The 14,411-nt window shown below is 64.0% G+C and carries 11 protein-coding genes; 3 read left to right on the forward strand and 8 right to left on the reverse strand.

The window, feature by feature from the left end:
* Positions 1–847 precede the first annotated feature (847 nt).
* The 3 genes from JQ553_RS20325 to JQ553_RS20335 form a co-directional block, all read right to left on the reverse strand.
* Positions 848–1,102 carry a hypothetical protein gene (locus JQ553_RS20325; RefSeq protein ID WP_212501778.1) on the reverse strand — a complete coding sequence of 85 codons (255 nt, stop codon included), beginning with the start codon at positions 1,100–1,102 and terminating at the stop codon, positions 848–850.
* A gap of 152 nt (positions 1,103–1,254) precedes the next feature.
* Entirely contained in the window at positions 1,255–1,464 is a 210-nt protein-coding gene (locus JQ553_RS20330; protein ID WP_212501779.1) for a cold-shock protein, read from the reverse strand.
* A 250-nt stretch (positions 1,465–1,714) separates the two neighbouring features.
* Complete coding sequence (locus JQ553_RS20335) at positions 1,715–3,772, reverse strand: AsmA family protein (RefSeq protein ID WP_212501780.1); 2,058 nt, start codon at positions 3,770–3,772, stop codon at positions 1,715–1,717.
* Between the two features lie 220 nt (positions 3,773–3,992).
* Between JQ553_RS20335 and JQ553_RS20340 the strand changes: the two genes are divergently transcribed.
* Positions 3,993–4,667 (forward strand): Crp/Fnr family transcriptional regulator, encoded by a 675-nt coding sequence (locus JQ553_RS20340; protein WP_212501781.1) that lies wholly within the window; start codon positions 3,993–3,995, stop codon positions 4,665–4,667.
* 296 nt (positions 4,668–4,963) lie between these two features.
* On the opposite strand, the gene JQ553_RS20345 is transcribed toward JQ553_RS20340, so the two are convergent.
* The 4 genes from JQ553_RS20345 to JQ553_RS20360 form a co-directional block, all read right to left on the reverse strand.
* Positions 4,964–8,122, reverse strand: a complete 3,159-nt coding sequence (locus JQ553_RS20345; RefSeq protein ID WP_212501782.1) for an efflux RND transporter permease subunit — start codon at positions 8,120–8,122, stop codon at positions 4,964–4,966.
* Entirely contained in the window at positions 8,122–9,039 is a 918-nt protein-coding gene (locus JQ553_RS20350) for an efflux RND transporter periplasmic adaptor subunit (protein ID WP_212501783.1), read from the reverse strand. Before JQ553_RS20350 ends, JQ553_RS20345 begins: the two co-directional genes overlap by 1 nt.
* Positions 9,040–9,268: 229 nt before the next feature.
* Complete coding sequence (locus JQ553_RS20355; RefSeq protein WP_212501784.1) at positions 9,269–9,922, reverse strand: OmpA family protein; 654 nt, start codon at positions 9,920–9,922, stop codon at positions 9,269–9,271.
* A 145-nt stretch (positions 9,923–10,067) separates the two neighbouring features.
* Entirely contained in the window at positions 10,068–11,531 is a 1,464-nt protein-coding gene (locus JQ553_RS20360) for a caspase family protein (protein ID WP_212501785.1), read from the reverse strand.
* 359 nt (positions 11,532–11,890) lie between these two features.
* Between JQ553_RS20360 and JQ553_RS20365 the strand changes: the two genes are divergently transcribed.
* Together JQ553_RS20365 and JQ553_RS20370 are read left to right on the forward strand one after the other, a co-directional pair.
* Positions 11,891–12,697, forward strand: coding sequence for an N-acyl homoserine lactonase family protein (locus tag JQ553_RS20365; RefSeq protein ID WP_212501786.1), 807 nt, complete (start codon positions 11,891–11,893; stop codon positions 12,695–12,697).
* A gap of 50 nt (positions 12,698–12,747) precedes the next feature.
* Positions 12,748–13,629 (forward strand): NAD(P)-dependent oxidoreductase, encoded by an 882-nt coding sequence (locus tag JQ553_RS20370; RefSeq protein WP_212501787.1) that lies wholly within the window; start codon positions 12,748–12,750, stop codon positions 13,627–13,629.
* Between the two features lie 96 nt (positions 13,630–13,725).
* On the opposite strand, the gene JQ553_RS20375 is transcribed toward JQ553_RS20370, so the two are convergent.
* Entirely contained in the window at positions 13,726–14,286 is a 561-nt protein-coding gene (locus JQ553_RS20375) for a MarR family winged helix-turn-helix transcriptional regulator (RefSeq protein WP_409363082.1), read from the reverse strand.
* Positions 14,287–14,411: the final 125 nt, after the last annotated feature.

Raw genomic sequence — 14,411 nt, forward strand, 5'->3', positions numbered from 1 at the left:
AGTACCAACGCGCCCAAAACGCATTTCATGCGAACCGGGAGCGATTGAAGGCGGAGCGATTGGCTCGCGAGGCGGCAGCGAAGGGCGAAGTCGCGCAGAAGCGAAACCCTTGAACGGCGCAGTATTGCCATCGGCAAAGAAAGGATGGCTTCCGCCATCAGGCACAAGACGGGCGAAAGGGCTTTCGACTGTCCATCATTTCCGATTTTCCGAAATTTCCTTGACGCCTATCCCAAATCAGCACTACAAATTCCCCGTCCCGCCCGACATGAGGGGCGTATCGCGATCGTCACGAACGTGCGGCGGGATGCGGTGGACGCTGATGGCGCGACAGACGAGTGCGCTTGTCGGCGGACGGCGAAGTCGTGTGGTTCTGGCGCCGCGACGCTGGCGTCAAGTCGGTGAGAGGCGAAAGCATCTCGCAGGCGACGGTGGCAAAAAAAGCCCGCTCACCGGGAAGATCACGAAGTAAGCCGTAAACCATTGCGCGGGGAAGGCCGGATGTTTCCGGTTGAACCTGTGGTCCTACCCCCGTGCTTTTTGTTGCACGGGACCCATGGGTGCAATCGGCGCCCGGCCTTCCTCGCGCCCTCTGATCTCTTTCAAGGGCGGATCTGTCAGCAACACTCGGGCGCCTCGCGCCGCGGGACCGCTTGCGTGCGTCTTGCCCTGCTTCTTCTCTCTTGTGTTCTCTTGGCTGTATGAAAATTGAATCAGAACGGCTGGATCATGATGCGATACGTCCAATCGCATCATGCTCTAATCTCTTTGTTTGAGCATGATCTCCGCGCAAACGCTTCGCGTTTGTCGCGCGGGAAAACCGCTACACACTTTTCCGGATCATGCTCTATCGCGCGATCGGCTTCACGCGGCGCGCGGTCTTCGGCCTGGCGGCTTCGGCGAGCGGATTCGCCGCGGCGTGGGCGGCCGCTTCGGCCTCTTTCGCGTGGCGAAGTGCGCGCAGCCGCTCCATGTTCTTGCGCACGGCGATCGCGTCGCGTTGGACATCGGCCAAGGCGCGCGCGCCTTCCTCCGCCGCGATGCGCTGGCGGTTGGCTCTCGCGATGCTCTCGGGCGAAAGTTCTGTCGGCTTCCTGGCCATGGATTATCCTGTCTTCGAATAAGATGAAGCCCGCCCAATCCGCTGGATCGAGCGGGCCGCGTCGTCATTCCAGTACATCCGTGGAACGACGCTGAGCATGATCCCGAAAAAGTGCGCGGCGGCCTTCTGAGCCAATCACGCTCAAGAAAGGCTCACGCCAGCGAGAGATTCTCTGCGCTGGTCTTGCCACGCATCTTGTCGGTCTTCAGCTCGAACGAAACCTTCTGTCCTTCGGCGAGGCCGGAAAGACCGGCACGCTCGACCGCACTGATGTGAACGAACACATCCTTGCTGCCGTCGCTGGGCTCGATGAAACCAAAGCCCTTCTGGCCGTTGAACCACTTCACAGTGCCTGTCGGCATTTCTCTTCTCCAAACGGTTGCTCGCGTGGTGGACGCGTCACCAATTCAACCGACGATGTTCTTTGGAAAAGGGCCGATGGGACCATTCAACAAGGCACAACGGCTAATCGAATGATTGAAATATATGCACTTTTTCCGTGAAGACAAGGTCCGGACGGGGCAGGAGCGCGGCCGCGGGTTCCGTTCGAGGTCGCTTCCGCTCTCAGCGCAGGATGCTGAGCGCGGGATCGTGCGGCAGATGCTCGGACGATCAGCGGTTGAACAGCTGCCGCAGCACTTCGTTCATCGCCGGATTGTCCTGCGGGGCGGCCGCATCGCCCGGCGGGGGCGTCGGCGGCGGCGGGGCATCGTCGGAGGGCGATGGCGCAACGCTGCGGCCCGGAGCCGGTGCCGGGCTCGGGCGCGAGGAACTGCCCTGGCTCAGACTGCCAAGGCCCTGCTGCAGCAGATTGCCGATGGTCTCGCCGAGCTGCCCGCCGAGCGAATTGGCGCCCGCGGGCGGCGCGCTGCCGCCGGGCTTCCCGTCGTTGGCGCCGCCCTGACCGCCATTGAGGAGGCCGCCCAGCCCGCCGAGGCTCTGGCCGTGCGATCCGAACAGGCCCTTGCCGAGTTCCTTCAGCTTCGCATAGGCGGCCTCCGGATTGTCGAGCACGCCCTGCACCTCGGGATAGATCCGCGGCGCGGCCCACGGCCCCTCGATCATCACGGGGATGCCGAAGCCGACCGGGCTGCCGGCACGGCCCTGGCCTTCCGTCGTCATCACGAGCTGCGGCTCGACGCGGAAGCCGATCTGCCTCGTGTTGAGGTCGATGGTGCCGGTCCCGGTCATCTTCACCAGCGGCCCGACCAGATTGAGATCGGTGGTGACGGCCTGGCCCTGGTCGATCTTGAACGATGCCGAAAGCTGGCTGAGATCGGTCGCGAGTCCCTCGCTTTCCTGCCAGCCCGACAGCGTGCCGGCGGCGAGGTTGCGGATCATCTGCGCGACGTTGAGGCCGCGGATCGCGCCGTCCTGGAACACGGTGAACGCGGTGCCGCTCAGGTTGGCGACGATCGCGCGCTCGCTGTTGCCCTGGGAGCGCAAGTTGATCTTCGCCTGCATCTTGCCGTCGAGCTTGTCGAACTCGGCAAGGCTCTTGAGCACCGGCAGCGCACGCACGCCGGCGAGATCGAGCCGCAACGCATAGGTCTGGTTGGCGGTCGTGGCGTCGATGGTGATATCGCCATTGACGCTGCCTTCATAGGCGCCGAGCTTGGAAAGCTGGCCTTTCAGCACGCCGCTCGCGAGCGTGGCGTCGATCGCCGCCGGAGCGAAGCGGCCATCGCCGATCACGAGTTCCGCCGCCGAGATGCGCGCCTGCCCGTCGACATAGTTCAGGCCTGTGAGATCGATCGAGGCGTTGCTCCAGGAGATGCCCGAAGAGGTGTTCGAAGGTTGCGACGCGGCGTCAGGTTGGCCCGGTGTGGTCGCAATCGAGATCCGCTGGAAGTCGAGATCGAGCTTCACCAGCGGCTTGTTGCCGGCAAAATCGACCGAGGCCCAGCCGTTGAAGGCGCCGTCGCCGCCGAGCGTGCCGGAGACGCTGTTGAACATCGCGACCGTGCCGTTCAGCCGCACCTCGGCCTTTGCCGCGATCGGCGAGGGCAGCAGGTCCGGCGCGTCGATGGTGAACTCGGCCGGCAAGTTCTGCCGGTCCGGCGCCGCCGCAGCAGCCCTGATCTCGAATTTCAGCGGCTTGTCGCCCCCGCGGGCGTTGCCCGTGATGACGATATTGCGGTCGGCGCCGATGGTCGCATTTGCGTTCAGCGTCTCGATGCGGCTCTCGACGCGGTCGCGGATATTGGAGAATACGACGGTGCCGCCGGTGAGGCTGACATGCTCGATCGTGATGCCGGGAGCGTCACGCGATGCGGCGGATTTCGCCGGTGGATCGTTGTCGCGTGTTCGCTCGCGCTGCAGCGGCACGTTGATTACCGGGCGGACGATGACGAGGTCGCTGATCTCGGGCCTGTCGGACCACAGGCTCGACAATGTCATGTCCGCCCGGATGCTGCTCGCGGTGAAGCGGTTGTTGATCTCGCGCTCCTTCGGGTCCTGCAGCGCGACGTCGCTCAGCGTGACATTGACGGTCGGCCAGATGCCGATGCTCACGCCACCATTGATCGCGAGCTTGTAGCCCGTCTCGCGCTCCACCCGATCCTTGATTGCCGAGGTCAGGAAGGTGGAGGGGATTCCGATCAGCGCGAGCAGCGCGATGATCGCGATCACGGCGGCGATTGCACCTCCGGCAAATTTCAATGCTCTCATGTCGAGTTCCAGGCCGCGCAAGCGGCATCAGATTGGTCGCGTCACCAGTGGGAACGACCGATCGCGCGAGTCTATCCGCAAAACGGAACCTCGCTCCAAGGGTTGCAAAAATAATCGGCGCTCCGCGTGAACTTATGTGACTTATCACACACTTCCATGGGAGTGAGCTTTGTTAACCGGCACAACGGGAGCGCCGGCTTGATTTTTGGAAGGTAATATTATGAGCAAACAGGCCGAATTTGCGGTCATTCTCAAGATGAATCCGATGTTCGCGAATTTGGGCGCGGATGAATTGCAGCGCCTCGCGGGTCATTGCCATACCCAGCAGCTCGCGGCCGGCCAGGTCCTGTTCCAGAAAGGCGATGCCGGCGACGCACTGTTCGGGGTCCGCAGCGGCCAGGTTCGCATCGAGACCGGCGCCTCCGACGGCAGACGGCTGACGCTCAATTTCATGGGCCCCGGCGATCTCTTCGGTGAGGTCGCCGTTCTCGACGGCCAGGCGCGCACCGCAGACGCGACCGCGGGCGAGGCCAGCGAACTGTTCGTGCTGCGGCGGGAGGAATTCCTCGGCTTCCTCGAACGTGAGCCGAAGGTCGCGGTCAAGCTCATCGAATTGCTCAGCCGGCGCATCCGCTGGCAGAGCGAGCGCATGGAGGAATCGGTGCTGCAGCCTTTGCCGGTGCGGCTCGCGCGGCGGTTGTGCGCATTGTCGGAGGATTTCGGTTCCGAGGTGCATATTTCGCAGGAGCAACTCGGCATTTTCGTCGGCGCGGCGCGCGAGAGCGTCAACCGTCAGCTACAGGCCTGGCGCCGGGACGGCATCCTTGACCTGCAGCGCGGACGTATCCTGCTGCACAACATGAACAAGCTCACTGCGGTGGCGCGCAACGAATAGCGCCTTATCCAGAAAAGTGTGTCGCGGCTTTCCGAAAAGATAATGCTCAGACACGAACCAGAAGCGATCACCTTGCGTGAGCGGAACTTCCTTGCGTCGTCGGCGAACGTATACATGCGCGGACAATCTGCTCAAAAGACTTGCTTGCGGAAACAGCGTGGGATCGCTTTCATCCTTGGCGCGGGTCCTTGGGGTGACACCCAGCCTTGCTGGCCTCACGCCATCCACCTGCAAACCCCTGCTGTCTCCCAGGACCGCAGGGGTTTTGAATTTTGGAGACGCCGTTCCAGCTATTCTCACTCCGCCGCGGGCGACACCATGTTCGGCGGCGGGCCGGGCGGTCCCTTGGCGGCCGGATCGGCGGGATGTTCGGCCGGCGTCAATTCATGGTCGGCATGGGAGACGATCAGCCGCTTGCCGAGGCGCCAGGTCAGCGCGCCGATGTCGTCCATCACCATGAACATCGCCGGGACGAACACCAGCGACAGCACGGTCGAGAACAGTAGCCCGCCGATCACCGCAAGCGCCATCGGTGAGCGGAACTCGCCACCGGCGCCGAAGGCGAGCGCGGAGGGCATCATGCCGGCGACCATCGCGACCGTGGTCATCACGATCGGGCGGGCCCGTTTCATGCCGGCGTCGATCATCGCCTCGTCGCGCCTCTTGCCGTCGCGCATCGCTTCGATGGCAAACTCCACCAGCATGATGGCATTCTTGGTGACGATGCCCATCAGCATCAGGATGCCGATCCACACCGGCGTCGTGAGCTGCTTGCCGGTCAAGAGCAGCGCGCCGATCGCGCCGCCGATCGAGAGCGGCAACGAGAACAGAATGGTGATCGGCTGCAGGAATGTGCCGAACAGCAGCACCAGCACCGCGTAGACCATCATCAGGCCGGCGGTGATCGCGGTGGCAAAGCCGTCCGAGAGTTCATTCAGGCTTTCGGCATCGCCGGACGGGCTGACCTTGACCCCCTTGGGCAGGCTCTTCATGACCGGCAGCTCGTAGATCAGCTTGGTGGCGTCGCCGAGCGCGGCATTGCCGACGAGGTCGGCGGCGACAGTCGCCTGCCGCTCGCGGTCGTAGCGGTTGATGCTGGTCGGGCCCTGGTCGAGCTGGATATCGGCGACGACAGACAACGGCACGCCGCCGCGCTCACCGCGCTGGCCGAGCGGCACGCGCAGTTGCTCCAGCATCTGCAGGTCGCTGCGCGCATTGTCCTCGAGCTGGACGCGGATTGGCACCTGGCGGTCACCGGCGTCGAACTTCGCCAATGCCGGGCCGACGTCGCCGATCGTCGCGACGCGGATGGTCTGCGACAGGCTTTCGGTCGAGACGCCGAGCCGTGCCGCGAGTTCGGCGCGCGGCCGGATCCGAAGCTCGGGCCGATCGAGCGCCGTCTCCGAAATGACGTTGGCGATGATCGGTATCCGCTTCATCTGCGTCGCGAGTTCACTGGCGACATTGTTGACGATGTTGCTGTCGGTTCCGGTGACCACCAGCGAGATCGCCCGCAGGCCGTTCTCGTCGAGGAACCAGAAGCGGATGTCAGGCACGTTCTCGAGCTCTTTGCCGATCGCAAGTTCAAGCTCGCGTTGCGTGATCTTGCGGTCCTTCTTGGGCGTGTAGTTGATGATCAGCGAGGCGCGGCGAACCTCCTGCGTGCCGGGCGGCACCCGTCCGCCATCGACGAAAACGCTGCGCACTTCCGGCCGCTTGCGCAAGCGCGCGACGATCTCCTCGGTGACCTTCTCGGTATAGGCGAGCTGCGAGCCCGGCGGCAGCTCCATTGCGAGCAGCGATCGCGCGGTGTCCTGCGCCGGCAGGAAACCCTGCGGCAACAGCGTGATGCTCCAGATCGAGGCGGCGAAGATCGCAAACCCGATCAGCACGGTGATAAAATAGTGCTTCACCGACCATGTGACGACGCTGTGATAACCGCGCAGGATCCGCCCGGGCGGCGGCTCGTCATGGGCGTGAGGTTTGAGGAAATAGGCGGCAAGCATTGGTGTCACGAAGCGCGCGGCGAGCAGTGAGAAAAACACCTGCACCGAGACCGTGATGCCGAACTGCTTGAAAAACTGCCCGGCAATACCCGACATGAAGCTCGCGGGCGCGAAGATCGCGATGATCGTGAGCGAGATCGCGATCACGGCGAGGCCGATCTCGTCGGCGGCTTCCAGCGCCGCGCGATACGGCGTCTTGCCCATCCGCATGTGTCGGACGATGTTCTCGATCTCGACGATGGCATCGTCGACGAGAATACCGGTCGACAGCGTGATGGCGAGGAAGGAGACGAGGTTGAGCGAGAAGCCGAGAATGTCCATCGCCCAGAATGCCGGGAAGATCGACAGCGGCAGCGAGACCGCGGCGATGATCGTGGCGCGGATATCGCGCAGGAACAACAGCACGATGATGACGGCGAGGATCGCGCCTTCGAACAGGGTCGAGATCGCCGCCTCGTAATTGCCCTTGGTAAATTCGACCGACGTGTCGATCAGCTTGAGGTCCACGTCAGGATAGGCCGCCTTCACCGCTTCGATGCGCTTCTGCACCGCGGCTGCGACCACGACGTCGCTCGCGCCCTTGGAGCGCTTGATGCCGAGCGCCACCACCGGTTCGCCGTTGAAGCGGGCAAAGGTGCGGCGGTCGGCGATGGTGTCGGTAACCGTCCCTAGATCGTCGAGCCGCACCTCGCCACCGCCAAACAGCGGGATCATGGTGCCGGCTAGCTCGTTCAGCGTTTTGGCGCCGGCGAGCGTGCGGATCGCCTGGTCGTTCTTGCCGATCTCGGCACGGCCGCCGGCGAGGTCGACATTGGTGCCGCGCAGGATCTGGCTGACGTTGACCGCGGTGAGGCCCGCGGCCTGCAGCTTGTCGGGATCGAGCGACACCAGAATCTCGCGCTCAACGCCGCCGATGCGCTCGACCTGCGCGACACCGCGCACGCCCTGCAGCGCGCGCTTGACCACGTCATCGACGAAGTAGGAGAGCTGCTCCGGCGTCTTGCCCGGCGATATCGCGGCGTAGGTCACGATCGGCAGGCCGATCACGTCGACGCGCTGAATCAGCGGTTCGGTCACGTTCTGCGGCAGGTTGGCGCGCACGCGGGTGACGGCGTCCTTGACGTCGTTGAGCGCGCGGTCGGTGTTGGTTTCCAGCGCGAACTGGATCGTGGTGACCGACAGGCCGTCGGTGATCGATGACGAGATGTGGCGCACGCCCTCGACACCGGAGACGCCGTCTTCGATCGTCTTGGTGACCTGCGATTCAAGCTCCGAGGGCGCGGCGCCGAATTGCGAGACCGCGACGGAGATCACCGGAATGTCGGCGCTCGGCAACCGCGTCACCGCGAGCTTGGTGAAGGAGACCCAGCCCAGCACGAGCAGGATGATCGAGAAGACGATCGAGGGAAGCGGGTTCCGGATCGACCAAGCCGAGATGTTCAGAGCCATTAGCGTGCCCGCGTGCGATCTAGTTCGTCTGCGAACATGGTTTTGATCTGGTCGCCGTCATGCAGCGAGGTGCCAGCGTCGGCCACGACGATTTCGCCGACGTCGAGGCCTTCGAGGATTTCGGTCGCGGTGTCCGACGTCAGCCCGACCCGCACCTTGCGCGTCTCGATCGTGTTGCCCTTAACGACCTGCAACGTGAGGCGATCGATCGCGGTGCGCGGCACGGCGACGCCGCACGAGCGCTTGGCGTCGATATTGGCGCGCGCGAACATGCCGACCTTGAGCGTGGGATTGTTGTTCAGCGAAATGCGGACATGCCCAAGCTGGGTCGTGCGGTCGATCTGCGGCGAGATCTGGCGAACCTTGCCGACCATGTCGGGCGCGTCATCGCGGCTGATCCGCACGGTCGCGCCGGGGTTGAGCTTCAAGAGCTGAAAGCTCGGCACTTCGGCGTCGAGCTCGATCTCGTTGTTGATCGAAATGCGGAACATCGGCCCGCTCTGCGGCGAAGCCGGCGCGCCGACGGCGGTGCGCACCTCGGTGATGAGGCCGGCCGCCGGCGCGCGCAGCACAATCGGCTGGGCATTGCCTTGCGCTGTCTGCTGCGGCGGCGGGGTCAGCCGGGCGAGGTCCTGGTTCTTGGTGACGATGTCGCCTTCGCGCACGAGCACGTCGGTGACCTTGGAACCCTCCTGATCGACGTTCACCTGCGCTTCGCGGCGCGGCACGATGAAGCCGGTGACGCGGACCATGTCGGAGAAGCAGGCATTGGTCGATTTTGTCACCACGACGAGCGCCTGGCCCGGCGTTTCCTTCTCCTCGGGACGCGAGCGGTGCTCGAATGCGTAATAGGCGACGCCAAGCGCGACAAGGAACGCCGTTCCGAGCGCAGGCTTGAGGTAGTCGGAAAGATTCATTGCCGGATCAATCCAGAGGGTGGCGCGTCATGATCGTTCGGATCGTCATCCCGCTTGGTACCTTGTTATTCGAGCATGCGGAATGCCGATACCCATTCTTCCGGATCATGCTCGGGCGTCATGTGAAGCGAGCCGAATGGCTGCTCCCTGAAGCACCCCAAAAGCAAATGCGTCCCGCCGGGGTGCGAGACGCATTCTAACCTCAAACAATCACGCCACGCCACGCCCATCACTTGGACGCGGTCGCCTTGTTTTCCATGTTCACGACCTGAACGCGGCGGTTCACTTCCGCCATCGGCTGGCTTGGGTCCTTCAGCTTGCTCTTGCCATAGCCGACGGTCACGAGGTCGGCGCCGTCGACGCCGGATTTGTCGACCAGGTAGCGCTTGATGGAATCGGCGCGCCGTTCGGAGAGGCCCTGGTTGTATTCCTCGCCGCCGGCGGCGTCGGTGTGGCCGGCGACCACGAAGGTCGAGCCCTTCAGGTCGGGATTGGTCAGCGCGCGGCCGAGCGCCTGCACCGAGGGCAGCGATTTCGCGCTGATGTCGGCGGAGTTGTAGTCGAAATTGATTTCGAGATCGATCTTGGGTTTGTGCTTGACAATGGTCGCGATCTCCTCGCGCTCGGCCGTCGACAGCGAGCGCGTGGCGCGGCCGCGGACGCTCTGGACGAACTTGGCCTGCTCCGCGTTGAGTCCGGGCGAGGCCTGGGGGGCTGCCGAGAGGCCGCGCGTCAGGGGCTGCTTCTCGGATGCCAGCGCCTTGACGATCTGCTCCTCGGTGACGTCGTCGCCGGCGCGGGCGGCGGCCACGCCGCACGAAAGTGCGGCACCGATAGTCACGATGGAAAGGATTGCAATCAGACTCGCGGATGGTTTGAACATGTTTGGTCCTGCTGCGCCAATCGGCGCGGTTCCAATAAATATTCAAAAATCATCGCCGGCACCTAGCGCGCCGGCATGCACCCTCTGATATGTCTGCCAGTTCCACCCGCGGTTCGAGGAATGCCGCAGGCAGCTTCAAAATGCGTCACTGGACGCCGTATTCGGCGAATTCCTTCACAATATTAGGATCCATCGCCTTGGCGTTCGTGATGTCGAGATCGCCCTCCGCGATCGCGCCGTTCCGCTTCTTGGCGAGGCCGCGTCCATACAACGAGGAGGTCAGGCGCGGGTTGATCTTCAGCGCGGCGTCGAAATCGGCGATGGCGTTCTTGTTCTGCCCGCCCTTCAGGTTCATCAGCCCGCGGCTGTCGAGCGCATCGACGAAATTGGGACGCAGCCGCAGCGCCTCGTTGCAATCCTTCAGCGCGGCCTGCAGGTCGCCGATCACGGTGCGGGCCCAGCAGCGGTTGTTATAGGCCTCAACGTCCTTCGGGTTCAGCCGCAGCGAATTGGTGAAATCCTTGATCGCGAGGTCGTAGGCGCCTTTGCTGGCATACACTTGGCCGCGCCGGTAGAGCGCGGCCGCATCGTCGGGATTGTCGTTGAGTTTGGCGGTGAGGCTCTTGATCGTCGGGTCGTCGGCGAGCGCGACGGTGGTCGGGCTGGCCGAGGTCGTCGGTGCTGGCTGGACGACGGTCGGCGCCGGAGGGGGCGGCGGCGGCAGCGCGATCTCGGCCGGCTTCTGCGGCGCAGGAGCGGGTGGCTCGGTCGCAGCCTGGACCTGGGGCGGTGCAGGCGGAGCGGGAGGCGGCGTGGCGGCCGCCTCACTCGGCGGCGGGCTTGATGGCCGCGGCGCGTTTCCAGGAATGAAGGAGAAGTCCTCTGCGAGCGAGGACGAAATCCATGGCACCTGCTCCTGGCGCGAGGCGCGGGTGACGCCGACGCGGGTGCGATTCAGCGTCTCCTCCGCCATCAGGTCCGGCGTGCGGATCTCCTTCAGCAGTTCCCGCACGAACAGGCTGCGGTCGCTACCATTGTCTGAGACGACCGAGGACAGCGCGGCCGAATACATCACGAGCGTCCCGTTCGGCGCGATCACCGGTGCCAGCCCGGCCGAGAAGCTGCGGAACCGGCGTTCGAACGGGTTGCGCCTGGAGGCGTCAATCAACGCGATCTTCACGCCCGCGCCGCGACTGTTGATCTCGCCGAGCACGGCCTCGAGACTGAAGCCGTCGCGGCGGACGTCGGACTCGGCCCAGATCTGCGCATCGACGGGAATCATGTAACTCTGGCGGTTCGACTGGATGCCGTAGCCCGAAAAGAACACCAGCGCGACCGAACCCGGTTTGATCTTGGCATAGAGCTTTTCGAAGGCGCGGCGCATCCCGTCGCCTGTCAGGTTCTCGCCGACCTCGACGGCAAAGCCATCGCGCTTGAGTTCTTCAGCAACGTCCCGTGCGTCGTTGATCGGCTCCTTCAGCGGCGCGTCGGCGTCGGGATATTTGGCATTGCCGATGATCAGCGCGAACCGCTCGCCGGCCGCAAGGGCGGGAGCGGGCGAGGCGATCGAAAACACCAGGGCGGCCAGTAAGGCAAGACGGATTTTCATAATCGCAGCAATCCAGATCGCGGCATTCCAAATGAAATGGCGCCGAATCCAGCTTGCGCCTCGGCGACTCTATCCTACGAAAATCCATTATCAAACCACCCCAATCCCCTCGTCAACCGCTTGCGATGTCATCGTTAATTGCGACAATTGACCGCGACAGATCAGGTGCATCGCAGCGGAGGCATCTCGGGTCACGACGAATCGCCACGGAACGGGTTCCCGGAAGCCTGTCATGTGACCGCTCTCGGGGCTGCGCGACCCTGTCATGCGCCCGTCCCGGTCATCAGCAGTTTGACCTTTGCGACAGGTGATGGCTTGCTGCGGCGAGCCAGCCCAACACGTCAAGAAGAGCGAAACCGATGGGAAGCGCCTACGAGATCTACGCACTCCGCTATGCGACGATGTCGCCCCGCACCCCCCACCTGAATTTTCTTGTCCCCGATCCGCACGACACGACGGCGCAGGACCTCGATTACTTCGTGTGGCTGATCCGCGGCCAGGGCCGCGACATCCTGGTCGACACCGGCTTCAACGCTGAGGAAGCCAAGCTGCGGGCCCGCAAGCTGACGCTCAACCCCGTCGATGCGCTGGCCCGCTTCGGCGTCAGCGCCGACGCGATTGGCGATGTGATCGTCACTCATCTTCACTACGATCACGCCGGCAACCTCGATCGCTTCCCCAATGCCCGCTTTCACCTGCAGGAACGCGAGATGAGCTACGCAACCGGCCGCTGCATGTGCAACGGCATGCTGCGGCATCCGTTCTCGATCGAGCACGTCACGCAGATGGTGCGGCATGTCTACGGTGAGCGCGTCGCCTTCCATTCCGGCGATGGCGAGATCGCGCCCGGCATCACGGTGCACCGCGTCGGCGGCCATTCGGACGGCTTGCAGGTGGTGCGGGTCGAGACCGCGCGCGGTCCCGTCGTCCTCGCCTCCGACGCCGCTCATTACTATGCGAACCTGCACAAGCGCAGCCCATTCCCGATCGTCTACAATGTCGGTGACATGGCGCAGGGCTGGGAGATTGTCGAGCGGCTCGCCGGGCATCCGGACCGTTTCATCCCCGGCCATGATCCGATCGTGAGCGAGATCTACCCGCGCGCCAGTGACAAGGTCGATGCGTTTGCCTTGCATCTCGCCCCCTCGCGCTCGTTTGCGAAATAGGCCGAAGCGCTTTCAAAGCGAAGTTGACACGCGCCAAGAGAAGACTGGACATGTCCGACTACAAGACGCTCGGCTTTATCGGCCTCGGCGTGATGGGTGAGCCGATCTGCCGCAACCTCGTAAGGAAGAGCGGCAAGCGCGTGATCGTCTTCGACCTCGCGGCCGAGCCGTTGCAGCGGTTGCGCGCCGACGGCGCCGAAGTCGCACACTCGGTCGGCGACGTCGTCAATCATTGCGATGCGATATTCCTGTGCCTGCCGAGCGCCAGACATGTGCGCGCGGTGTTTGAAGGCGATGGCATCCTGCGGAACGTCAGGAGCGGTCAGGTCGTGGTCGATCTCGGCACGTCCTCGGTCGCCCAGACCCGCGACTTTGCCGGGCAGTTGCAGACCAGGGGGGCGGCCTGGGCGGATGCGCCGATTGCGCGCACGCGTCAGGCGGCGCAGGACGGTACGCTCAGCGTCATGGTCGGCGCGGCGCCTGCGCTCTATGCGGCGATCGAGCCCTTGATCCGCTGTTTTGCCACCGACGTCACCCGTTGCGGCGACGTCGGCGCGGGACAGGTCACGAAGATCCTCAACAACATGGTGCTGTTCGAGACCGTGAATGCGCTGGCGGAGGCCGTCGCGGTGGCCAAGCACAACGGCGTCGACCCAAAACTGTTGCTGGAGACCCTGTCGAAGGGCTCGGCCGACAGCTTCGCGCTGCGCAACCACGGCCTGAAGGCGATCGTGCCCGGTGCGTTTCCGGAGCGCGCCTTCTCGACCGAATATGCGCTGAAGGACCTGTCCTACGCGCTCGAACTGGCGCGCGATGCCGGCGTCAAGATCCGCGGCGCCGAACTGGCCGGCACCATCCTGCAGGAAGCGATCGACGCGGGATCAAAGGACAATTATTTTCCTGTCATCGCAAGGCACATCGACAGGACGTAGCGCAGTCTCTCCGCCCTCATTGCGAGCGAAGCGAAGCACCGCCCGTCCACCGAGTACGTATCCCGATCCCCGCCGGGACGTGGGAGAGCGACGGGCCTAATACGCTTCCTTCGCGTCCGCCTCTTCGCTGGTCTGGACCAGCGCAAGGCTCTTCTCGACCTTGCCGAGCAGGCGTCCGAGATCGCGGCGCTCCTGTGCCGACAGGCAGGACAGGATCTCCTGCTCCTTGCGCAACAGGCGCGGGATCAGTTCCTCGTAGAGCGCGTGGCCCTTGCGCGTCAGTTGCAGGCGGAATTCGCGACGGTCGTCCTCGTTCTCGACGCGCTCCACGATCTCGCGCTCCATCAGCGCCGAGACGGCTCGACTGATGGTGGATTTGTGTGTGCGTGTGCAGTACGCGATGTATTGGGCGCTGCAGGCATCATTGCGGAAGCCTAGCGTTGCGAGCACGCGCCATTCCGGAATGTCGAGGTCGTAGCGCGCACTATATTCGACCGAAAGCGCCGAACTGACCTCGGCGGCGAGACGGTTCAGGCGGAACGGCACGAAGTGGAACAGGTCGAGGCGCTTTCTCCGCAGCGCGATGTCGTCGCGCGGATCGGCCTCCACCGCGGGGCCCGGCCGGGGCGGGGGCTGGCTCGCAGACGTCCTTGCCAAAAATCCCTCCAATTTGAGTTGACGACCAGCCCGACAGGGAGTTTAGATAGTTGCATGTGAGACTAATTTAGCAAGGTCGCATCTCGGTCGCAAGGCCGTCACAGGCCACAAAAGTAAAAGACCGG

It is taken from the genome of Bradyrhizobium lablabi, from assembly GCF_018131005.1.
Classification (GTDB): domain Bacteria; phylum Pseudomonadota; class Alphaproteobacteria; order Rhizobiales; family Xanthobacteraceae; genus Bradyrhizobium; species Bradyrhizobium lablabi_D.